Genomic DNA, 22766 nt, shown 5'->3' with positions numbered 1-22766 from the left:
CCGATAGAATTCATCGGATAAGGGGCTATCAGCCCTGCTCTGCGCCCGCAAGCGCTGCTGTCATGACATGCCCCGCGCTCAAACCAGTTCAAAGGCGCCTGTCGCCCGATCAACGCCATTCACCTGTACCGTCAACGCATGCGTGCCGGCGTAAAGCTTGAAGGTCGTCGCATCCCCCTTCAGCTTATGCGCCTTTTTGAGGGTCAGCGGCTTGCCGGGCCGCACCTGCCCTTGTTTCAGTTTGAACACCTTTTCCCCCGACTTGCCGTCCGGGCGCGCAAAACCAATACGGTAGTCGACCAGCACCGGCAGGTCCGCAGGGGCGTCAATGACACAGGTGAAGGTCAGGGTATCGCCGATCTTGATCTTGGGCGCCGCGATCTCAAGATCGACGGTGACCGGTGCATCGGCGTCAAACCCCAAGGCGGTCATGGCCCCGGCATGTCCCTGTTTGATCAGCGTGCGCAGGGCGTGACGGGTCATCCAATCCAATTCCTTGGCCTGCTGCGCAGCCTGCCCCTGCCACCCGTCGAGGGTGTCCAGAACCAGGTCCGGGTGTTGCTTTGTCAGGTCGTTGAGATGGTTGGCAACGGACCGCGTCACATAACGCGTCGGATCGCCATGCAGCCTGTCGAGCAGGGGCAGCGTGTGCTCCGGGGTCAATGTGACGGCCTTGGCCCAGGGCAGCTTGGGGCGGGTCCCTTCGCTGACCAAGCGCCGCACATGGTAGTTGTCATCCTCCGCCCAGACGCTCAGGTCGGCGAGCGTTTCCGCTTTCCACCGGTTCAGAAACGGGCGGATGTAGAATTCCATCGAGAACCGCTGCGTTGCGCGATAAAGAAGTGCCATCGCCCGCTCGCGATGCTCCTCAAGACCGTGGCGCACCGCAAGGATACCCGGCACCGCGTGGATAAACTGGCCAAAATCATCATCTTTCAGACCAGGATCCAACGGCGCGGGCATGGCGGCTTCCAGTTGGTCGGCCATGTCAGGGAATGCGTTTGAAAGCTGCGCTTCCACACAATCTGCTAGCCAATCCAGCCGCGCCATCAGTTCCCGCTCCGGAAACCCCGCTAGCGCCTCTTTCTGAAACCGCGCAGGATCGAAGCCGGGCACGCCGGATGCGTATTCATGCGCCAATTGTGCGACTGTCGTGACGTTGAACAGATGATCCTTGAGCGAGAATTTTTCAGCCATGGATCAAATCGTCGCGTTGGTGGCGCCGCCATCACACAGGATGTTCTGCCCGACAATGAAACCCGCGTGTTGCGAGCACAAAAACGCGCAGGCTGCCCCGAATTCCTCAGCCGTGCCATAGCGCCCCGCCGGAATAATCGCGGCGCGCCGCGCGCGGGCCTCGTCGATGGAAATGCCTTCGCGTTTGGCCACGGGCCCGTCCAGCGCTTCGGCACGGTCCGTCGCATGAATGCCGGGCAGCAGATTGTTGATGGTGACTCCCTTGCCCGCGACCTGACGGCTGGTGCCTGCCACATAGCCGGTCAATCCGGTGCGCGCTGCATTGCTGAGACCCAGTTGCGGGATCGGCGCCTTGACAGACTGCGAGGTTATGTTGACCACGCGGCCCCAGCCCCGCGCCATCATGCCGGGCACCAGCGCTTTGATCATTGCGATTGGCGTCAACATGTTGGAATCGAGCGCTTTGATGAAATCCTCGCGGTCCCAGTCGTGCCACATGCCGGGGGGCGGACCGCCTGCGTTATTAACCAGAATATCTGCGTCCCCTGCAGCGGCCAGAAGCTCCGCCCGGCCAGCGTCGGAGGTGACATCCGCCGCCACCGTCTGCACGGTTACACCATGCGCCGCGCGGATCGCCTCCGCCGCGGCCTCAAGCGCCTCTGATCCGCGCGCATTCATGACAAGATCGCACCCTGCCGCGGCCAATGCCTGCGCGCAGCCCAGCCCCAGGCCCTTGGAAGACGCACAAACAACCGCGCGTTTACTCTTAATTCCCAAATCCATGTCATGCTCCCTGTTGCGTTTGGGCTCATGCCTAACACCACATATGCTGGAGAGACCAGTAAAACACCGGAAAGTTGACCGCAGAGCGCCACAATTCTAGAATAACTCATTGTAAATTCGAGACGAAAAGTATGTATCCCTGATGTCCTCACAGATCGGCAGTCAATCGGTTTCAGTTCTGCGCGGCGCGGATATCGTGGTCGTCTCCGGCGTGAACGAAGCCGAAGGGCTGAGCTTTGCCAGTGATCTGGTGATGGACGATGTCTACCGTTTACAAAGCGATGCACAATCCTACAGGCTCACCCTGATACGGGATGAGACGGATGCTTTCCGGATCGCGGAAACCTCCGAAGTGGGCACCCCCGGCGCAAAGATCCACCTTGATTGCGCATTAACGCTGATGTCACCGGATGCGCCCGTGACAGAAGTGATTGTGCTGGTCCAGATCGATGACACCGGTGAGGCCGAAGACATATTCGCGCTGCCCCTGGCACCGCTTCTGCCGCTGAAAGACTATCACATCGTTGGTCTTGATACCCTGAAGGTCAGCGAAAGGCTCGCGCAGGTGGCCTGCGTCTCCTTTGCGCGCGGCACCAATATCACGATGGCATCCGGTCGGCAGCGCCCGATTGAAACCCTGCGTCCCGGCGACGCGGTGCTGACCCGCGATGAGGGCATGCAAAAGATCCGGTGGGTCGGGCAAAGCACCCAGCGCGCTGTGGGGGATTTTGCGCCGATTTGCATTGCCGCAGGGGCTTTGAACAACACGCGCGACCTGCTTGTCAGTCCGGATCATCGGTTGTTCATCTATCAGCGCACCGACCGTCTGGGCGCGGGACGACCGGAAGTTCTGGTTAAGGCGCGCCATCTGGTGAATGGCAAAACGGTCACGGTGCAGCACGGTGGTTTTGTCGAGTATTTCCAACTGCTTTTCGACAATCATCAGATTATTTATGCCGAGGGGATTGCGGCGGAATCCATGCTGGTGGACGACCGCACCGCACCGCTCCTGTCCCGGATGGTGACCGAAGAACCGGGGGTGATGCTGCCCGCCCGTCATCGCAGCGACCTCAAACGTCTGGACGTGCAGGAACAATTGCTGGACCACCCGGATGCGGCGGAAGTCTTGCGCCGCGCGTCCTTGCGCTGATCGCCGGTGGTCTGACCCCCAGCCTGGCGCTGCCAACCTCTCGCTTTTCGAAAACACCCTCTGCGCTTGCCGCCCCGTCTGCGCATCGCTATATGCTCGCTCATGTTGGACACGCCCCAAAACCGCCCCGAGTTGCCCCCTGAAATTGCGCGCCGCCGCACTTTCGCGATCATCAGCCACCCGGATGCGGGCAAGACCACGCTCACGGAAAAATTCCTGCTCTTTGGCGGGGCGATCCAGATGGCCGGTCAGGTGCGCGCCAAGGGCGAAGCACGCCGCACCCGCTCGGATTTCATGGCGATGGAAAAGGACCGGGGCATCTCTGTCTCAGCCTCTGCCATGTCTTTTGATTTCAAGGAGTTCCGGTTCAATCTGGTGGACACACCCGGCCACTCGGATTTCTCCGAAGACACGTATCGCACTCTCACCGCCGTGGACGCGGCGGTCATGGTCATCGACGGAGCCAAGGGGGTTGAAAGCCAGACGCAAAAGCTGTTCGAGGTCTGCCGGATGCGCGATCTGCCCATTTTGACCTTCTGTAACAAGATGGACCGCGAAAGCCGCGATGTCTTCGAGATCATCGATGAAATCCAGGAAAACCTCGCCATCGACGTCACACCTGCAAGCTGGCCCATCGGTGTTGGGCGAGACTTTCTGGGCTGTTACGACATGCTGCGCGACCGTCTGGAACTGATGGACCGTGCGGACCGCAACCGTGTCGCCGAATCTATCGAGATCAACGGTCTGGACGATCCGAAACTTGCCGAACATGTGCCCGCGGATCTTTTGGAAAAGCTGCGCGAAGATCTGGAAATGGCGCGGGAACTCCTGCCGCCGCTGGACATGGCCGCGATGCATGAAGGGTCGCTGACGCCCATCTGGTTTGGCTCGGCGATCAATTCCTTTGGTGTCAAAGAGTTGATGGAGGGCATCGCCACCTATGGGCCGCAGCCGCAAATCCAGTCAGCCGAGCCGCGCCAGATTCTGCCCGAAGAAAAGAAAGTGGCCGGATTCGTTTTCAAGGTGCAGGCCAATATGGATCCGAAACACCGCGACCGCGTGGCATTTGTGCGTCTGGCCTCGGGGCATTTTGAACGCGGGATGAAACTGACCCATGTGCGGTCGAAAAAACCGATGGCGATCACCAACCCGGTGATGTTTCTGGCCTCTGACCGCGAATTGGCGGAAGAGGCCTGGGCGGGCGACATCATCGGCATTCCCAACCACGGGCAGCTGCGCATCGGCGACACGCTGACCGAAGGCGAAGCCATTCGGGTCACCGGCATCCCGTCTTTTGCGCCCGAACTCTTGCAAGGCGTGCGCGCGGGCGACCCGATGAAAGCCAAGCATCTGGAAAAAGCCCTGATGCAATTTGCCGAAGAAGGGGCCGCGAAGGTCTTCAAACCCTCGATTGGCTCCGGCTTTGTTGTCGGTGTGGTCGGGCAGTTGCAATTTGAAGTGCTCGCCAGCCGGATCGAGCTGGAATACGGGCTGCCGGTGCGGTTTGAGGCCTCGCAATTCACCTCTGCCCGCTGGGTGAACGGCGACAAGCAAGCCGTTGATAAATTCACCGAGAGCAACAAACAGCATATTTCGCATGACCACGATGGCGACATCGTCTATCTGACCCGCTTGCAGTGGGACATCGACCGCGTGGCGCGCGACTATCCGGACATCACCCTGACGGCGACAAAGGAAATGATGGTCTGACCGGGCTGATTTCGGGGCAGACTCGCATCAGCAATCGGATCAGGGGCTGAATTTTCTACCTTGACGGGTATCTGATCCCGCATTTTCCTGATTTCACAAATGGATAGCGCATCTGTTTGACGCAGGCAGCACTTGTTGCTAGTTACGCGCAGCATGTCGCGACAGAAGTCGCCCCTTGGGCCATGCGGGCCGACATGAACGCTGCTGCGGGCCAAGAGAGTGTCCGCCAAAACCGGACACATATGACCAAATTTTCTGACCTGAGCCTGAATCCAAAAGTCCTGAAAGCCATCGCCGAAGCGGGCTATGAGAGCCCCACACCCATTCAAGCGGGTGCGATTCCCCCTGCCCTCGAAGGCAAGGACGTTCTGGGCATCGCCCAAACCGGCACCGGCAAGACCGCCAGCTTCGTGCTGCCGCTGATCACCCAACTGGCCCGCGGCCGCGCCCGTGCGCGCATGCCGCGCAGCCTTGTGCTCTGCCCCACCCGCGAGTTGGCAGCACAGGTGGCCGAAAACTTCGATACCTATGCCAAACACGTCAAGCTGACCAAAGCGCTGCTCATTGGTGGCGTCAGCTTCAAGGAACAAGACCTGCTCATCGACAAGGGTGTCGATGTGCTGATCGCCACACCGGGTCGGCTGCTCGATCATTTCGAGCGCGGTAAACTGATCCTCAACGATGTGAAAGTCATGGTGGTGGATGAGGCCGACCGGATGCTCGACATGGGCTTCATCCCGGACATCGAACGCATCTTTGGCCTCACGCCCTTCACACGCCAGACCCTGTTTTTCTCGGCAACAATGGCACCCGAGATCGAACGCATCACCAACACTTTCCTGTCTGCCCCCGAGCGGATCGAAGTGGCCCGTCAGGCCACGACAGGCGAAAACATTCAACAGGGTGTGGTGATGTTCAAGGGCAGCCGCCGCGACCGCGAGGCAACGGAAAAGCGCAAGGTGTTGCGCGGCCTGATCGATGCGGAAGGCGACAAATGCACCAATGCGATTGTCTTCTGCAACCGCAAGGTCGATGTGGATATCGTCGCCAAGTCCTTGAAAAAATACGGCTATGACGCAGCACCGATCCACGGTGATCTGGATCAAAGCCAGCGGACCAAGACCCTCGACGGGTTTCGCGAAGGCACGCTGCGTTTTCTTGTCGCCTCCGATGTGGCGGCGCGCGGATTGGATGTACCCTCCGTCAGCCACGTGTTTAACTTTGATGTCCCAAGCCACGCCGAGGACTATGTGCACCGGATTGGCCGCACCGGTCGCGCGGGCCGCGATGGTAAGGCGATCATGATTTGCGTACCGCGCGATGAAAAGAACCTGAGCGATATTGAGCGGCTGGTGCAGCGGGAAATTCCGCGCATCGAAAACCCGGTTGCCGCGAAAGCTGCCAAAGCAGACGACCCGAGGCCCGAGACGGCGGAAAAGGGTGACGAAAAACCAAAACGCAGCCGGTCGCGCAGCCGTAAAACGGATGACGTGGCCAAAGAGCAACCGGCGGACGTGCAAGAAGCCCCAGCCGTGTCGCAAGAAAGCAAAAGCGAAGATAGCAAGCGCGGCAATCGCGGACGGTCCTCCAGCCGGGGGCGGTCGTCAGGCGGGGATCGGGGCGGCAACAAGGTCGTGGGTCTGGGAGATCATACCCCCGAGTTCATCGGCCTGAGTTTCAAGGAACGCAGCGCCGCTGGCTAAGAGCGGGCGCTGCCCACTCAAACAGCCCCAAAGCACGAGATATCAAGACGGTATGGGCGCGGCATAAACGCCGCGCCCATATTCGCTTTCAAGAAACTTAGCTGAGCCGGCTGACCACAATCGTCACTTCCGGCTTGCGCCCGATCTCTTCCAGCGCCGTCTGACGCACGACCTTTTTCAGCCCGTCATGCAGCTTGTCATCGTCGCGCAGGGTCTTTGCCCCAGCGCGACCCAGCCATTGCCCGAGGTCAGCTTCCATCACATCGACCAGCGCCGCACGGCTGGTGCCGGTTTCAGGCAGCCCCTTGAGTTCACACCAGGGTTCTCCCAACGGTTCATCCTCATCGTCTAGAATGACCGTCACCACCACATGACCGTTCAACGCCATGCGAATTCGGTCGCGCACCACACCATCCATGGCGCCGATCTGCACCGTGCCATCAATGTAGGTGCGCCCAGTTTCAATGTAGTCGGCAATCGTCGGCTGGTTGCCCGACAGATCGACCATCATCCCATTCACCGCCAGCACCCCGGTCACGCCGTTGCCCTTGGCGATCTTGACATGTTCACGCAGATGCCGGTGTTCGCCGTGCATCGGGATCAGCACCTGCGGCTTCACGATGGCGGTCAACCGTTCCAGATCGGGCCGGTTTGCGTGCCCCGACACGTGATAAAGCCCGGTGCTGTCATCGACCACATCCACGCCCTGCTCCGAGAAAGCATTGATGATGCGGATCACGCCTTTTTCATTGCCGGGGATCGTCTTGGAGGAAAAGAGGAAGAGATCGCCCTCCTTCATCTCCATCCCCTGATACTTGCCGCGCGCTAATTGCGCAGAAGCCGCCCGGCGTTCACCCTGACTGCCGGTGACCAGCAACATCAGATTTTCGCGCGGGATCGATTTTGCATCCTCTGGCGGCACCGTTGACGGGAAGTCGGTCAGCACACCGGTTTCAACCGCAGCTTCGATCATCCGTTTCATTGCGCGCCCCATCAGAACGATCGAGCGCCCGGCCCGCACCCCGGCCTCAGCCAGCGTTTTGACCCGCGCGACATTGGAGGCAAAGGTGGTGGCAACAACCATGCCCTTCGCCCCCTGCACCAGATTGGTGATGTCCGGGCCCAGCGTGGCCTCGGACCGTCCGGGATTGGGCGAAAACACATTGGTGCTGTCGCAGATCAGTGCCTTGACCCCATCCTTGCTCACCTCCGCCCAAAGGTCGGGATCAAAGGGTTCGCCGACCAGAGGTGTTTCGTCCAGCTTGAAGTCACCGGAGTGGATCACCCGGCCCTCGGGGCTGTCGATCACCATCGAAGAGCTTTCCGGAATGGAATGCGACATCGGCAGGAACCCAACCGTGAAGGGCCCCGCCGTCACCTTTTCCGGCCAGGCCGAAACAACGGTAACCGCGTCATCGGGATGGCCATGCTCTTCCATCTTGCGCCGGGCGATGTTGGCGGTGAAGGCGCGGGCAAAAACGGGGGCCTTCAACTGCGCATAGGTATGGGCCACCGCGCCGATGTGATCCTCGTGGGCATGGGTGATGAACACGGCCTCAATCTGGTCGCGGCGTTCCACCAGCCAGCTGATGTCCGCCAGGATCAGGTCGACACCGGGGCTGGTGTCCATATCCGGAAAAGCCACACCGATATCCACCACGATCAGGCGTTCCTTGCCCGGGCGGCCATAGCCATACACATAAGCGTTCATGCCTATTTCCCCCGCCCCTCCAAGAGGCAGGTAGATCAGTCTTTCATTGCTCATAAGAGTTAAGCGTTGTCCTTGTTATACTTGTGAATCACGGTCAGGCCGTGTGTCGTCAGATCGTCCTCAAAAGCGTCAAATAGCGCTTCGGACTGCTGGAAAAGCGGGGCCAGCCCCCCCGTTGATATCACGCGCATCTCTCGATCACGCTCTGCTTTAATCCGGGCACATATCTCACGCACGAGCCCGACATAACCCCAAAAAACACCAGATTGCATACAGGTCACCGTATTGGTGCCAATCACCGCCTGTGGTTTGGAGATGTCCACATGTGGCAGAGCGGCGGCGGCCTGGTGCAAGGCTTCAAGGCTCAGGTTCACGCCGGGAGCAATAACGCCACCGATATAGGCCCCATCGGTATCGACCACATCAAAGGTGGTGGCCGTGCCGAAATCCACCATGATCAGATCACCGCCGTAAAGATCATGGCCTGCGACGGTATTGACCAAGCGGTCCGGGCCCACCTGCGTGCCCTGATCGACGCGGACGTCCACGGGCAAAAGGCAATCGGATTTGCCCACCACCAAAGGCCGGGTGTTGAAATAGCGATCCGCCAGAACACGCAGGTTGAAGACCACGCGCGGCACGGTTGATGAGACGATCATATCGGTGATCTGCGCCTCAATGCCCTGCAGCCGCATCAGGGTCGAGAGCCAGACGTAGTATTGATCCGCCGTGCGCTGCCATTCCGTCGAGGTGCGCCAGGAGGCCAGAAACTGCTCACCATCCCATATGGCAAAGACCGTGTTCGTGTTCCCGCAATCAATCGCCAGGAGCATGGGTACCCTCCTTCATGGGTTAAAAAAACACATCCGCAGCGGCAATGGCGCGCAAGCCGCGCGATGTGCGCAGCATCAGGTTACCATCGGCGTCCACGTCCTCAAAGGTACCGGCAATTTCCTCGCGGCCCGTGCGCGCAACAATCGGCTGACCCAAACGCGCGGCATGAGCGAGCCATGCGGTTCTGATCGGCGCAAAACCGAAATTCGTAAACTGCGCCTCAAGCACGGCGTAGTGACCCGCCAGAACCGCCAAAAACCCCTCAGGTCCCACCTCAGCCCCGGTCTCGCCCTTCAGCGAAACCGGCGCAATGGCATGTGCTTCCACCTCGGAGGCCTCTGGTGCTGCGATCAAATTGACCCCCACGCCAATGGCCAATGGCCCCATCTGCCCGCCCTGACCCGCACTTTCCAAAAGGATGCCCGCAACCTTACCGCCATTGAGCAAGACGTCATTGGGCCATTTCAGGGTGAAGGCATCAGGCTCCCCGGTGACATCCACGAATGCCCGGTAAACCGCCAGCGACATCACAAAAGAGCGCAAGGCGGCCACGCCGGGCTGTTCAGTCGGATGCAACAGAAGGGTCGCGGCAAAGTTGCCAACCGGCATGACCCAAGCGCGACCCCGCCTGCCCCGCGCAACTGTCTGATGATGGGCCAGAACCCAGAACGCACCGGGTGTTTCAGGGGCACGCCGCGCCGCCTCGTCCAGTGTCGAGCCAACACGCTCCAGAACCACACGGCCATATCCCTCAGGCCAGCCTTTCATGATTTCTTCTGGCCCAAAATATCCTCCCCGAAGGGTCGGTCAGCCAAAACGTGCAGCGCCCAGGTCAGTTGACCAACGTCGCAGCCGCTGCTGCTGCTGCCGATTCCACACCGAACATATTCACGATGCCCAGAACCATGATCGCAGCAGACGCCATGAGGAACCCCCAAAGGACCGTCGTCGATCCACCGGAATCGAGCCCTTCTTGACTTTCGTCGCCAAAATACATGAAAAAGACGATCCGCAGGTAATAATAGGCCCCGATCACTGAGGCGATCACGCCGGCAATGGCAAGCCAGGCGAGATCCGCCTCATAGGCTGCGCGCAGCACGTAGAACTTGCCGAAGAACCCCAGCATCGGCGGCACGCCTGCAAGGCTGAAAAGCAGCACCAGCATGGCCAGCGCCTTGCCCGGCTCGCGTTTGGCATACATGTTGAGGGAGGCGATATCCGTGACCGGCTGGCCATCTTTTTCCATCATCAGGATGAAAGCAAAGGTGCCGACATTCATCGTCACATAGATCGCCATATAGATCAGCATCGCCTGCACCCCCAGCACGGTGCCCGCGGCTAATCCCATCAGCGCATAGCCCATATGCGCAATCGAGGAAAACGCCATCAGACGTTTGATGTTACTCTGTCCAATGGCCGCCACCGCGCCCAGGAACATCGAGAGCACAGAGAGCAGCGCCACAATCTGGCTCCAGTCGCTGACCGCATTGCCGAACGCATCATGCAGCACGCGCGCAAAGAGACCCATCGCCGCCACCTTTGGGGCGGTGGCAAAGAAGGCGGTGACCGGTGTGGGCGAGCCTTCATACACATCCGGCGTCCACATGTGGAAGGGCACGGCGGAGACCTTGAAGGCCATGCCGGAGATCAGGAACACCAGACCAAAGAGCAGGCCCAGAGACACCTCGCCATGCTGCGCGGTTTCGATGATGCCGGAGAAGAGCGTGGTGCCCGCGTAGCCATAAACCAGCGACGCCCCATAAAGCAGCAAGCCGGAAGAGAGCGCGCCGAGCACGAAATACTTCAGCCCCGCTTCGGTCGATTTCACGCTATCGCGGCGCAGCGAGGCGACCACATAAAGCGCCAGCGATTGCAGTTCCAGCCCCATGTAAAGCGCCATCAGATCGCCCGCCGACACCATGACCATCATGCCCACGGCACTCAGCGCCACCAGCAGCGGGTACTCGAACCGCAGCAGGTCGCGGGCCTTCATATAGCCTTCCGACATGATCAGCACGGCAGCGGCGGACAGCAGAATGGTGACCTTTGCAAACCGCGAGAACCCGTCCAGGATCAGCATCCCGTTGAAGGCCGTGGCCGATCCTTCGCCGGTGGTTGCGATCCAGAGGCCCAGAGCGGCCATCACCGCCGCGGTCATCCACAGCAGCGTCGAGGCCAGCCCGTCCTTGGATGTGTAGACGGCCACCAGCAGCATGACCATGGCATAAACCGCCAGCAGAATTTCCGGCAGCACAAGTGTCAAATCAGCGGATACCATGATGTCCGTCCTTTAGTTCGACGCCAACTGGGACGCAGCTTCGGCTGCGGCCAGTGCCGTATCGTAATTGCCGACCAGTGCCGCAACGGCAGGCCCGGTGATGTCCAGCACCAGCGCCGGGTAGACCCCCAACAGCAGCGTCATCACCACCAATGGCGCAAAGATCCAGCGTTCCCGCGGCGTCATATCGGTGATCGAGCGCAGGCTCTCCTTGATCAGGTCCCCCATGACCACCCGGCGATAAAGCCAGAGCGCATAGGCCGCCGAGAAAATCACGCCTGTGGTCGCTACCGCCGCCACCCAGGTGTTGACCTGGAAAACCGCCATCAGTGTCAGGAATTCACCGACAAACCCGGAGGTGCCCGGCAGGCCCACATTGGCCATGGTGAAGAGCATGAAGATCAGCGCATATGCCGGCATCCGGTTTACCAGCCCGCCATAGGCATCGATGTCACGGGTGTGCATCCGATCATAGATCACGCCGACGCAGAGGAAGAGCGCGCCGGAGATAAACCCGTGGCTGATCATCTGGAAAATCGCGCCATCCACACCCTGCTGGTTCGCGGCAAAAATCCCCATGGTCACAAAGCCCATGTGCGCCACCGAGGAATAGGCGATCAGCTTCTTCATGTCTTCCTGAACAAGGGCGACAAGCGACGTGTAGACAATCGCAATCGCCGACATCCACAGGACCAGCGGTGTCATCACCTCGGAACCCACCGGGAACATCGGCAGCGAGAAGCGCAGGAAACCATAGCCCCCCATTTTCAAGAGGATCGCCGCCAGGACGACGGAGCCTGCGGTGGGCGCCTGCACGTGCGCATCCGGCAGCCAGGTGTGTACCGGCCACATCGGCATCTTGACCGCGAAGCTGGCGAAGAAAGCGATGAAGAGCAGTGTCTGCAGCCCGCCAACGATGGTCACCCCGGCGATGGAAAAGGTCTCAAAGGCGAACTGGTGGTTCAGCAGCACTTCGATGTCGGTGGTACCGGCATCCGCAAACATGCCCACCATCGCCACCAGCATCAGCACCGAGCCGAGGAAGGTGTAGAGGAAGAACTTGAAGCTCGCATAGATGCGGTTCGCACCCCCCCAGATGCCGATGATCAGGAACATCGGAATGAGCCCTGCCTCAAAGAACAGATAGAAGAGTACCAGATCCAGCGCCATGAACACACCCAGCATCAGCGTTTCCAGCAGCAGGAAGGCGATCATGTATTCCTTGACGCGGGTTTCCACGTTCCAGGAGGCCGCGATCACCAGCGGCATCATGAAGGTAGTCAGCATCACGAAGAGCACGGAAATGCCATCGACGCCCATCTTGTATTGCAGGCCCAGAAGCCACGGCGCCTGTTCGACAAACTGGAAACCCGTGTCGTTCGGATCGAATTCCGCGAGAATGAAAAGCGACACCAAGAAGGTCATCGAGGTCGCCGCCATGGCCAGCCATTTGGCATTGCGGTTCGCCGCCTCATCATCGCCGCGCAGGAACACCGCGAGGATCAACGCCGCCATCGCCGGGATGAAGGTCACAATCGACAGAAGATTGTCCATCAGTTTGCTCCTCCGCTCATCGTCATCCAGGTGACAAGCACCGCGATGCCAATGACCATCGCGAAAGCATAGGTGAAGATGTAGCCCGACTGCGCCCGGCCCGCGAGGCGGGTGAAGAACGGAATGATCCCCATGGCCACGCCATTCAGGCCGCCGTCGATCACATCGCCATCACCGCGTTTCCACAGGAAGCTGCCGATCCATTTTGCGGGACCAACGAAGATCACGTCATAGAGTTCGTCAAAGTACCACTTGTTCTTGAGAAACAGGTATAGGGGCCGCTGGTTTTCGGCCAGACGACCGGGCAGCGACGGGTTCTTGATGTAGAACCAATAGGCGGTCAGGAAGCCCAGCAGCATGGCGGCGAAAGGTGAGGTTTTCACCCAATAGGGTACCTTATGCGCATCATCCAATAGCGTGTTCTCAGGGGCAATGTAGAGCGCGCCTTCCCCCGGCTGGCCGGTGAAGGCATAGTGATGCTCACCGTCTTTGCCTTTGGCTTCGCCATGGCCGTCGTCCGCATGCGCACCCTCTGCCGCATCGCCATGGTGTTCATCGGCGGTGCCATCCGCCACATGTTCTGCGTGGGTCTCGTCACTGTGACCCGCGCCATGCGCCCCGGCTTCCGCGTAAGGAATACCGTAGAATTTCGCGACCTTGTCGGTGTGGCCAAAGAAGGACCCGTACCAGACCATGCCCGCAAAAATCGCCCCCAGCGCCAGCACGCCCAGCGGGACAATCATTGTCATCGGGCTTTCATGCGCGTGGTCATGCGTGTGTTTGTCGCCGCGTGGCTCGCCGTAGAAGGTGAGGAACATCAGCCGCCAGCTGTAGAAGCTGGTGAAGAGCGCCGCGACCACCAGCGCCCAGAACCCATACATAGAGCCCGCCGCATAGGCGCTTTCGACAATCGCATCCTTGGACTGGAAGCCCGCAAAACCAATCGGGATCTCGCCCAGCGTGAGAATCCAGACCGGAATACCCAGGCCGGTGATGGCCAGCGTGCCGATCATCATCGCCCAGAAGGTATAGGGGATCTTTTTGCGCAGCCCGCCGTAGTTCATCATGTCCTGCTCATGGTGCATCGCATGGATGACCGAGCCCGCGCCCAAAAACAGCATCGCCTTGAAGAAGGCATGAGTGAAGAGATGGAACATCGCCGCCGAATACATGCCGACGCCCGCCGCCACGAACATATAGCCGAGCTGCGAGCAGGTTGAGTAGGCAATCACCCGTTTAATGTCGGTCTGCACGAGGCCAACCGTCGCGGCGAAGAAGGCCGTGGTGGCGCCGATGACGGTGATGAAGGCCGCGGTCTCCGGCGCGAATTCCATGATCGGCGACATGCGGCAAACGAGGAAAACGCCTGCGGTCACCATGGTCGCCGCGTGAATGAGCGCGGAAACCGGGGTCGGCCCTTCCATCGCGTCCGGCAGCCAGGTGTGCAGCAGCAGCTGTGCCGATTTACCCATGGCCCCGATGAAGAGCAGCAAAGCCACCAGATTGGCCGCGTTCCATTCCCCCCAGAGGAAGGTCAGCTGCGTCTCCGCCAGATCCGGCGCGGCGGCGAAGACATCGTCGAAATTGATGCTATCGGTCAGGAAGAACAGCGCAAAGATCCCAAGCGCAAAGCCGAAGTCGCCAACGCGGTTGACCACGAAGGCCTTGATCGCCGCCGCATTGGCGGAGGGCTTGCGGTAGTAAAATCCAATCAACAGGTAGGAGGCGACACCGACACCCTCCCAGCCAAAGAACATCTGCACCAGGTTGTCCGCTGTCACCAGCATCAACATCGCAAAGGTGAAGAACGAGAGGTAAGCAAAGAAGCGGGGTTTGTAGGTCTCGCCCTCTTTCCACTGGGGATCGTGGTCCATGTAGCCAAAGGAATAGAGGTGTACGAGGCTGGAAACCGTGGTGATTACGATCAGCATGATCGCCGTCAGCCGGTCAAGGCGGATCGCCCAATCGGTGCTGAGCGTGCCGCTTTCGATCCAGCGCAAGATCTGGATCTGTTCGGTCGTGCCGTCGAAGGTGAGGAACACAACCCAGGACAGGATCGCCGAGACAAAGAGCAGCGAGGTGGCAATCCACATCGCAGCGGTCTCGCCAAAGACGCGCCAGCCGAACCCGCACAAAAGCGCGCCCACCAGCGGGGCAAAGAGGATGATGGTTTCCATTGTGCCTTAGCCCTTCATCACGTTGACGTCTTCCACGGCGATGGTGCCGCGGTTGCGGAAGAAACAGACCAGAATGGCCAGACCGATTGCCGCCTCCGCAGCAGCAACCGTCAGAACAAAGAGCGTGAAGACCTGGCCCACCAGATCCCCGAGGAAACTGGAGAAGGCGACCAGATTGATGTTCACCGCCAAGAGCATCAATTCGATGCTCATCAGCAGGATGATGATGTTCTTGCGGTTGAGAAACAGCCCGAAGATGCCAATGACAAAGAGCGTCGCCGCCACTGTCAGGTAATGTTCTAGTCCAATCATTTCGTCCCTCCCGGCATCTAGGTCCGGTTGAAGTATCCAAGTGCCGCAAGGACTGCGACAGCTACAGCGACCAGTATGGCTATCTGGTCTCCGTCCATTACAAGCCCTGCCCCGGCTTGACGTCTTTCAGTTCCATCGCGACGGCGGGGTCGCGCATCATCTGGGCAACTACATCCTGCCGCTTCACATCCGAGCGGTGGCGCAGCGTCAGCACAATCGCCCCGATCATCGCCACCAGCAGGATCAGACCCGCCAGTTGGAAGAGCAGGAAATATTGATCGTAAAGGATCATCCCCAGCGCTTCGGTGTTGTGTCGGTCGACCGGCATCACCTGCGCGCGCAGCCCTTCGGCAGCAGCGTTGCTTTCCCAGGCCCCGAAGGCCATCACGAATTGCATCAGGATCACCAGCCCGATCAGCAGCGCCAGCGGCATGTATTTCGCCATCTCCGCCTTCAGCTCGGCAAAGTCCACGTCCAGCATCATCACCACGAAGAGGAACAGTACCGCGACCGCGCCCACATAGACGATGATCAGCAGCATGGCGACGAACTCCGCGCCCAGCAGCACAAAGAGCCCCGCCGAGGAGAGGAACGCCAGGATCAGCCAGAGCACGGAATGCACCGGATTGCGGCTGATGACCGTAAAGAGCCCCCCGGCAATTACGCTGATCGCAAACAGGTAAAAGGCAAAAACCGTCATTCCTTGTCCTTCTCTTCGTCCAATACCTGCTGCGCCAGTTCCAGCGCGCGGGTCATGGCGGGCAGGCCTGCAAACATCGACATCTGCCCGATCGTCTCGACAATATGCTGCTCGGAGGCCCCTGCCTCCAGCGCATGGCGCACCGCTTGCCGGAAGGCCACGTCATTCTGCGCGCCCTGCATGGTCAGCCCTGCGAGCGTCAACAGCATCCGTGTGCGGGCGTCCAGCGAACCTTCGTTCAGCGCGTTGCCGAACATCATTTCCATCATGTCCTTGGGCATGGTGCCCATCATCTTCTCGAACCCCTTGGGCGAAAACGCCTCCATCGCCGGGAAGCTCTTCGCCATCTCCTGCGCCTGCGCCATCATCGCGGCAAAAGGGTTTGTGCCTTCAAAGGGGTTCTTGGGATCGCTCATGCGGCCGCCTCGTCTTCAAACACTTCCAACGCCGCGTTGAGCGCGTTGATCATCGCCGGGAACCCACCGTAGAGCGCCATTTGGTTGATCACCTCGGCAACCTCGCGCTGCGTCGCCCCGGAACGTAGCGCGTTGCGAATGTGTACCTTGAGCTGTGGCCCCGTCTGCCCGCCAAGCGCCGTCAGCGCGGCCACCGTGGTCAGATAGCGGGTTTTGTCGTCGAGGCCCTCGCGCGTGTAGTAATGGCCAAAAGCCACCTCCATCATCGTGGTCGAAAACCCCGGCAGGATGGCATCATAGCGCGCCGCCAGCGCCTCCTCGATGCCTGGGTTTGTGGCCTCCGCCATCGCCTTGCCACGGGTGTATGCGTCCGTGCTGCTCATCGGTAAGGGGCATCCAGTTCGAGGTTGCGGGCGATCTCGGCCTCCCAGCGCTCGCCATTGGCCAGCAGTTTTTCCTTGTCGTAGTAAAGCTCTTCGCGCGTCTCGGTAGAGAACTCGAAGTTCGGCCCTTCGACAATCGCATCCACCGGGCAGGCTTCCTGACAGAAGCCGCAGTAGATACATTTGGTCATGTCGATGTCGTAGCGCGTGGTGCGACGACTACCGTCCTCGCGCGGCTCCGCGTCGATGGTGATCGCCTGTGCGGGGCAAATCGCCTCGCAAAGCTTGCAGGCGATGCAACGTTCCTCGCCGTTCGGATACCGACGCAGCGCATGCTCACCGCGAAAGCGCGGGCTGAGCGGACCCTTTTCATGCGGGTAGTTCAGCGTGGCCTTGGGGGCAAAAAAGTACTTCAGCCCCAGTTTCATACCGACCCAGAAATCCTGCAGCAGGAAATACTTGGCGGCGCGTGTATAGTCGATCTGTGTCATCGTTCACCTCCGACACCCCAGCATCGCGCCCGGCACCGAGGGGGGGCGCAATCGCGCCCGCCCTGGGGGGCGGGGTCGGGCGCGATGCAATGCGCTTTGCGCATTGCAAGGACATTATCCAATCGGTCCATCACTAGCCTCCCATGCCCCAGCGCGCATAAGCGCCCCAGAACCAGTCGAATTTGGCCGCAAAGGCCACGAAGACCACCCAGACGAGGCTGAACGGCAGGAAGACTTTCCAGCCCAGCCGCATCAGCTGGTCATAGCGGTAGCGCGGGGTGATGGCCTTGACCATCGCGAAGAGGAAGAAGAAGAAGCCCATCTTGGCGACCATCCACAGCGCGCCATCGGGCAGGCCCGGAATGGGTGACAGCCAGCCGCCAAAGAAGAGCAGCGTGGTCAGTGCGCACATCAGGAAGATGGCGATATATTCACCGGCCATGAACAGCAGGAAGGGCGTCGAGGAATATTCCACCTGATACCCCGCCACCAGTTCGCTCTCCGCCTCAGGCAGATCAAAGGGCGGACGGTTGGTCTCCGCCAGACAGCTGATGAAGAACAGGAAAACCATCGGGAAATGCGGCAGCCAGTACCAGCTGAAGAACCCGTAGGCGCCATCCTGGGCCGCGACAATGCCGCCGAAGTTCATCGACCCGGTGGAGATGATCACCCCGATGATGATCAGGCCCAGCGACACTTCGTAGGAAATCATCTGCGCCGCAGATCGCAGGGACCCGAGGAAGGGGTACTTCGAGTTCGACGCCCAGCCGCCCATGATCACGCCGTAAACCTCCAGCGAGGAGACCGCGAAGACAAACAGGATGGCGACATTGATGTCGCTAAGCACCCAGGTTTCGTTGAACGGGATCACCGCCCAGGCGATCAGCGCCAGTACAAAGGATGTCATCGGGGCGAGCATAAAGACGGTCTTGTCCGCGCCCGCGGGCACCACGACCTCTTTGACCACGTATTTCAGCGCATCCGCCACCGTTTGCAGCAACCCAAAGGTGCCCACCACGTTGGGCCCGCGCCGCATCTGCACCGCGGCCCAGATCTTGCGGTCGCCGTAGACCAGGAACAACAGGGAGACCATGACAAAGGCCACGACCGCCAGCACCTGCGCCAGGATCAGGACGGCGATGCCGCCAGGGGTGGTAAAGAAGTCAGCCATAGGTCCTCACACCGTCGGTATTCCAGTTTCCTCACAGGCGGCCACGGTGACTTCGGCGTCGATTGTAGCTAGCCCGTCAGGCAGGGTTGGCGAGATGGTGTAAACAGCATCTGCCGCCCACACGCCACCCTCTTCCGTCACATTTGTGCGCAAATGTCGTGCAAATCCGTATCCGCGGATCAAGGCGTATTGCGCGGCGGCACATTCGGCGTAGCGCTGAACGTCTTTTTCAGACTGCGCCTTGGTCATGGCCACGTTGAATTGCACCAGATCCCCGTCCAACAGCGCGGTTTCAACACCCAGGTAGTCGGGGATGAAATCCTCTGCCACCGGCACGGGCGGCGCGCAGGCCGCCAGCGCCAGAGGGGATATGAGCGCTAGTTGCCTCATTCCGCCGCAATGGCCTCTTCGCGCCGCGCTTTGGCATTGGCGCTGAGTTCCGCCATCAGCTGGCTGGCCCGCGCGATCGGATTGGTCAGGTAGAAATCCGTGATAGCGGGTTTAAAGGTAGCATCGCCCAACGGTCCGGCCGCCAGTGGCTGCCAGTCGTTTTTGATGACCTCATCGATTTTTGCCAGATGCGGCACCGCTTTCACCAGCGCCTGCCGAAGCTGGGCGATGCTATCATAGGGCAGTTGCGCGCCTGTCTCGGCGGAGAGCGCCCGCAGGATCGCCCAGTTTTCCTTGGCCTCCCCCGGCGCAAACCCGGCGCGCAGGGTCAATTGCGGGCGTCCTTCGGTATTGACGAATAGCCCCGGTTCCTCGGTATAGGCAGCGCCCGGCAGGATGATATCCGCCCGATGCGCGCCGCGGTCCCCGTGGCTGCCCTGGTAGATCACAAAAGGGCCATCTGCGATGTCGATCTCATCCGCGCCGAGGTTGTAAATCACGCCTGCCGCCGCGACCGCCTCCATCCCGCCGTCATTGCAGGCGCCGATGTCCATCGCACCAACACGCGCGGCAGCGGTGTGCAGGACCAGCAGCTTGGATTTGGCGGCATCAGCCAGTTGCATGGCCATCGCCAGCACAGCCGGGCCATCCGCTTCGCGCAGCGCGCCCTGCCCCACGATGATGATGCCCGGGATGTCATGCTGATCGGAGTGATCCATCTCGCTGATCTTCTTCAGCGCCGCGCGATCGGTGCCCAGATGCAGATGCTCATATGTCAGGTCCGCCGCTTCCCCCACTAGACCGACGGTTGCGCCCATGGTCCAGGCCTTGCGGATGCGCGCGTTCAGCACAGGCGCCTCGATGGCCGGATTGGTGCCGATCAGCAGAATGCGTTTGGCGTCATCGATATCTTCGATGCTGGCCGTGCCGACATAGGCCGAGCGGTTGCCCGCAGGCAGCTTTGCCCCATCCGTCCGGCACTCAACAACCCCGGCGCGACCCTCGATCATCTGTTTCAGCGCAAAGGCGGCTTCCACCGGCACCAGATCACCGATCAGGCCAGCGACAGATTTACCGTCCATCGCTGCTGCAGCGGCCGAAAGGGCTTCGGGCCAGCTGGCCGGACGCAGCTTGCCATTTTCGCGGATGTAGGGTTTGTCGAGCCGCTGACGGCGCAGCCCGTCCCAGACAAAACGCGTCTTGTCAGAAATCCATTCCTCATTCACGCCATCATGGTTGCGCGGCAGGAACCGCATGACTTCGCGGCCCTTGGTGTCCACCCGGATGTTGGATCCCAGCGCGTCCATGACGTCGATGCTCTCGGTTTTAGTAAGCTCCCACGGGCGCGCGGTAAAGGCGTAAGGCTTCGAAACCAAAGCTCCAACCGGGCACAGGTCGATGATGTTGCCCTGTAGATTGCTGTCCAGGGTCTGGCCGAGATAGGAAGTGATTTCCGCATCCTCGCCCCGCCCGGTCTGGCCCATCTGGTGAATGCCCGCCACCTCGGTGGTGAAACGCACACAGCGGGTACAGGAAATGCAGCGCGTCATATGGGTTTCGACCAACGGGCCCAGATCGAGGTCTTCGGTCGCGCGTTTGGGTTCGCGATAGCGGCTGAAATCCACCCCGTAGGCCATCGCCTGATCCTGCAGGTCGCATTCGCCGCCCTGATCGCAGATCGGGCAATCCAGCGGGTGGTTGATCAGCAGGAATTCCATGACCCCCTCGCGGGCCTTCTTGACCATCGGCGAGTTGGTTTTGACCACCGGCGGCTGCCCTTCCGGCCCCGGGCGCAGGTCCTTGACCTGCATCGCACAGGATGCCGCCGGTTTGGGCGGGCCGCCCACGACCTCGACCAGACACATCCGGCAGTTGCCTGCGATGGTCAGGCGTTCGTGGTAGCAGAACCGGGGGATCTCGATTCCCGCTTCTTCGCAGGCCTGGATCAGCGTCATTGCGCCATCCACCTCGATTTCCTGCTCATCAATAATGACCTTGCGTAAGTCGCTCATATCATTTGCCTTTTATCGCGTCGCACACGCTGCACTGCGCGCTGATTTCTGTTCATTTCCAAGGGGTGATCACCCGTTGGAGTTCATCTTTGATGATCCCGCCGACAACACTTGTCGTCATGACGGCCCGTCCGCTGGGAAAAACCCGGAACCCCACGGTGCGGGTCTGCGGCCGCAGCCTTTTGTTCACATCAACACCGATGCGCTTGCCGCCCGGTAAGTCGCAATAGACCTGCCCCACCGAGACGAAGCCGACCATCAGCAGGCGCGGCTTGCCCTTGCGATCAAAGATCCGCACCGGGTTGTAGGAATCCTCGACCCCGCATTGGGTGCCCCTGGGGAACTTCTCGAATTGAATCGCCAGCCGGACATTGGGCTGCGCCCATGCCGGTGCCGCCAGCGCCGACAGCACGCACAATGATATCACGAAGCGCCATTTCATTGCGACGACCTCAACAGCGCACCCACCTTCGAATTCCGCTCGATCTCCTTCTGACCGAGCGCGCAATACCCTGCCTCATCCGGCTTCAGGTCCTGCGCCGCCATGTAGTCCCGCGCCCGGGCACGCAACCGGTCTTTTTCCGCATCCGATTCCACATGCGCATCGATCTCCGCCTTGGTGTAGCCCATGGCCATCGCCTGATTATTCAGGTCCTGCAGGGCACCCAAGGCTTTGAAAACACGTGCGGAAATCGTGGGGCAATTCTTGCGGATCTGATCAGCCAGCCCGATCACAAAGAGCCCATCGTCAATGGATTTCACGTCTCTGAGCGGGGCAATATCGGCCATAGCACTTGTGACCGACAGCACGCCTGCGACAAACAAAGGCAACATTTTACGACGCATCATCATTCTCCCAACCGGGGCGACATGCCCCCTTGCTGAGCGATCACATGTGAGGCCACCGGGCTGATATGCAATATCAGCGGTGCCCGATCCGGCGCGGCCTGATGTTGCATGACGCGGATCACAGCGGGCAAGCTCCCTGCAGCGTCAGCGTGTCGTTGGCAATGGGCAGCGTTTCGTCAGCGTCATCCGGGCCAATCACCCAGTCAATCGCGGAGCTGCCGTATTCATTCACGCAGAACACCGTCGCCTCGTACCGCGCGGCTTCCTTTGCACCCAGCAGGGACGCGGAAACGGGCGAGGCCGTCACCTGAAACTTATGCCGTTCGTCCAGATCATCAAGGTCGGTGCGGTAGAACTGCCCGTCAAAGGTGATCTTTTCGGCTTCGCTGGTGCAGGCCATCAAGGCCCCGCTCAGCATCAAAATACTTACAACCGTTCTCATCCCGCCTACTCCGCCGCCACCGGGGCGCATCCGTTGTCGCGCCACTGGGTTGCTTCCTTCAAATGCGCCCAGCCAAAAGCGTGGTCGCTGTCTCCGTTGATTTTCAGATGCTCCAGCCGGTCCAGTGCTTCTTCAAGCGTCGGCTGATGCCCTTCCGGCACCCACCACATGACGAAATGCATCTCTCCCAGCACCTCGAACCATTCCGCGCGGCGCGCGTAGAATTGTTTGTGGATCGTGCCCCAGACAAAGGTTTCGAGCTGCTCCGCACTCTCCCAAACGCTCAGGTTCGGCACAAAGAGCGGATCGCCCCCAATGGCGTTGTCGGTATTGCCAGTGCCCGGCGCACCAGACCCTTCCATCATCCACACAAACCCCGGCATGCGCTTGCCGAGCCCATTGATCCGGTCGAGATTGGCCATGAAGTCCGCCACCCTTGGATCGTCCGTGGGAGCGACAAGGCGTCCGACGTTCAGTTCGGCGAGGTGATAGTCAGTCATACG

At 60.3% G+C, this 22766-nt stretch carries 23 protein-coding genes; 3 read left to right on the top strand and 20 right to left on the bottom strand.

All coding sequences use genetic code 11. The features are described 5' to 3' along the window. Nucleotides 1–78 precede the first annotated feature (78 nt). Together Q1A63_RS06510 and Q1A63_RS06505 are read right to left on the bottom strand one after the other, a co-directional pair. Entirely contained in the window at nt 79–1197 is a 1119-nt protein-coding gene (locus Q1A63_RS06510; protein ID WP_298969881.1) for a hypothetical protein, read from the bottom strand. Nucleotides 1198–1200: 3 nt separating this feature from the next. Next, a complete protein-coding gene (locus Q1A63_RS06505; RefSeq protein ID WP_298969882.1) occupies nt 1201–1980 on the bottom strand; it encodes an SDR family oxidoreductase in 780 nt (259 codons plus the stop codon). A 142-nt stretch (nt 1981–2122) separates the two neighbouring features. Here Q1A63_RS06505 and Q1A63_RS06500 point away from each other — a divergent pair, with 142 nt between their 5' ends. The 3 genes from Q1A63_RS06500 (at nt 2123) to Q1A63_RS06490 (ending at nt 6543) form a co-directional block, all read left to right on the top strand. Next, nucleotides 2123–3130: a Hint domain-containing protein gene (locus Q1A63_RS06500; protein ID WP_298969883.1), complete on the top strand. Its 1008-nt coding sequence runs from the start codon at nt 2123–2125 to the stop codon at nt 3128–3130. 102 nt (nt 3131–3232) lie between these two features. Continuing rightward, the gene (locus tag Q1A63_RS06495) at nt 3233–4840 is read left to right on the top strand and encodes a peptide chain release factor 3 (protein ID WP_299404148.1); all 1608 of its coding nucleotides are present in this window, start codon (nt 3233–3235) and stop codon (nt 4838–4840) included. A gap of 242 nt (nt 4841–5082) precedes the next feature. Next, nucleotides 5083–6543, top strand: coding sequence for a DEAD/DEAH box helicase (locus Q1A63_RS06490; protein WP_298969885.1), 1461 nt, complete (start codon nt 5083–5085; stop codon nt 6541–6543). A 97-nt stretch (nt 6544–6640) separates the two neighbouring features. Here the strand turns inward: Q1A63_RS06490 and Q1A63_RS06485 are convergent, their stop codons facing one another. The 18 genes from Q1A63_RS06485 to Q1A63_RS06400 form a co-directional block, all read right to left on the bottom strand. Further along, the gene (locus Q1A63_RS06485; protein ID WP_298969886.1) at nt 6641–8308 is read right to left on the bottom strand and encodes a ribonuclease J; all 1668 of its coding nucleotides are present in this window, start codon (nt 8306–8308) and stop codon (nt 6641–6643) included. A gap of 5 nt (nt 8309–8313) precedes the next feature. Beyond that, on the bottom strand, nt 8314–9087 hold the full coding sequence (locus Q1A63_RS06480; protein WP_298969887.1) for a type III pantothenate kinase: 774 nt from the start codon (nt 9085–9087) through the stop codon (nt 8314–8316). A gap of 19 nt (nt 9088–9106) precedes the next feature. Next, entirely contained in the window at nt 9107–9856 is a 750-nt protein-coding gene (locus tag Q1A63_RS06475) for a biotin--[acetyl-CoA-carboxylase] ligase (RefSeq protein WP_299631084.1), read from the bottom strand. A gap of 64 nt (nt 9857–9920) precedes the next feature. After that, a complete protein-coding gene (gene nuoN / locus Q1A63_RS06470) occupies nt 9921–11366 on the bottom strand; it encodes an NADH-quinone oxidoreductase subunit NuoN (protein ID WP_298969889.1) in 1446 nt (481 codons plus the stop codon). Between the two features lie 12 nt (nt 11367–11378). After that, nucleotides 11379–12920, bottom strand: coding sequence for an NADH-quinone oxidoreductase subunit M (locus tag Q1A63_RS06465; RefSeq protein ID WP_298969890.1), 1542 nt, complete (start codon nt 12918–12920; stop codon nt 11379–11381). Next, nucleotides 12920–15097 carry an NADH-quinone oxidoreductase subunit L gene (gene nuoL / locus Q1A63_RS06460; protein WP_298969891.1) on the bottom strand — a complete coding sequence of 726 codons (2178 nt, stop codon included), beginning with the start codon at nt 15095–15097 and terminating at the stop codon, nt 12920–12922. Before nuoL ends, Q1A63_RS06465 begins: the two co-directional genes overlap by 1 nt. A gap of 6 nt (nt 15098–15103) precedes the next feature. Then, nucleotides 15104–15409, bottom strand: a complete 306-nt coding sequence (gene nuoK, locus Q1A63_RS06455; protein ID WP_187428658.1) for an NADH-quinone oxidoreductase subunit NuoK — start codon at nt 15407–15409, stop codon at nt 15104–15106. 97 nt (nt 15410–15506) lie between these two features. Then, nucleotides 15507–16109, bottom strand: a complete 603-nt coding sequence (locus tag Q1A63_RS06450; protein ID WP_298969892.1) for an NADH-quinone oxidoreductase subunit J — start codon at nt 16107–16109, stop codon at nt 15507–15509. Beyond that, nucleotides 16106–16525 (bottom strand): carboxymuconolactone decarboxylase family protein, encoded by a 420-nt coding sequence (locus Q1A63_RS06445; protein WP_298969893.1) that lies wholly within the window; start codon nt 16523–16525, stop codon nt 16106–16108. Before Q1A63_RS06445 ends, Q1A63_RS06450 begins: the two co-directional genes overlap by 4 nt. Further along, a complete protein-coding gene (locus Q1A63_RS06440) occupies nt 16522–16908 on the bottom strand; it encodes a carboxymuconolactone decarboxylase family protein (protein WP_299631080.1) in 387 nt (128 codons plus the stop codon). The genes Q1A63_RS06445 and Q1A63_RS06440 overlap by 4 nt, the downstream gene beginning before the upstream one ends. Continuing rightward, nucleotides 16905–17399, bottom strand: a complete 495-nt coding sequence (nuoI, locus tag Q1A63_RS06435) for an NADH-quinone oxidoreductase subunit NuoI (protein WP_298969895.1) — start codon at nt 17397–17399, stop codon at nt 16905–16907. Before nuoI ends, Q1A63_RS06440 begins: the two co-directional genes overlap by 4 nt. Nucleotides 17400–17532: 133 nt before the next feature. Then, nucleotides 17533–18570, bottom strand: a complete 1038-nt coding sequence (gene nuoH / locus Q1A63_RS06430) for an NADH-quinone oxidoreductase subunit NuoH (protein ID WP_298969896.1) — start codon at nt 18568–18570, stop codon at nt 17533–17535. A 6-nt stretch (nt 18571–18576) separates the two neighbouring features. Further along, nucleotides 18577–18960, bottom strand: coding sequence for a hypothetical protein (locus Q1A63_RS06425; protein ID WP_298969897.1), 384 nt, complete (start codon nt 18958–18960; stop codon nt 18577–18579). Continuing rightward, nucleotides 18957–20972 (bottom strand): NADH-quinone oxidoreductase subunit NuoG, encoded by a 2016-nt coding sequence (gene nuoG / locus Q1A63_RS06420; protein ID WP_299631077.1) that lies wholly within the window; start codon nt 20970–20972, stop codon nt 18957–18959. Before nuoG ends, Q1A63_RS06425 begins: the two co-directional genes overlap by 4 nt. A 52-nt stretch (nt 20973–21024) precedes the next feature. After that, nucleotides 21025–21414: a hypothetical protein gene (locus Q1A63_RS06415; RefSeq protein ID WP_299631075.1), complete on the bottom strand. Its 390-nt coding sequence runs from the start codon at nt 21412–21414 to the stop codon at nt 21025–21027. Next, a complete protein-coding gene (locus tag Q1A63_RS06410) occupies nt 21411–21818 on the bottom strand; it encodes a DUF5333 domain-containing protein (protein WP_299631072.1) in 408 nt (135 codons plus the stop codon). The genes Q1A63_RS06415 and Q1A63_RS06410 overlap by 4 nt, the downstream gene beginning before the upstream one ends. Nucleotides 21819–21939: 121 nt before the next feature. Then, nucleotides 21940–22263, bottom strand: a complete 324-nt coding sequence (locus tag Q1A63_RS06405; RefSeq protein WP_298969901.1) for a hypothetical protein — start codon at nt 22261–22263, stop codon at nt 21940–21942. A 5-nt stretch (nt 22264–22268) separates the two neighbouring features. After that, nucleotides 22269–22763, bottom strand: a complete 495-nt coding sequence (locus tag Q1A63_RS06400) for a DUF3291 domain-containing protein (RefSeq protein ID WP_298969902.1) — start codon at nt 22761–22763, stop codon at nt 22269–22271. Between the last annotated feature and the right edge of the window lie 3 nt (nt 22764–22766).

The sequence above is a fragment of the uncultured Roseobacter sp. genome (genome assembly GCF_947499265.1).
In the GTDB taxonomy this organism is placed as follows: domain Bacteria; phylum Pseudomonadota; class Alphaproteobacteria; order Rhodobacterales; family Rhodobacteraceae; genus Roseobacter.
The sequence above is the reverse complement of the archived record's forward strand: the minus strand, read 5'-3'. Positions and strand labels throughout refer to the sequence as shown.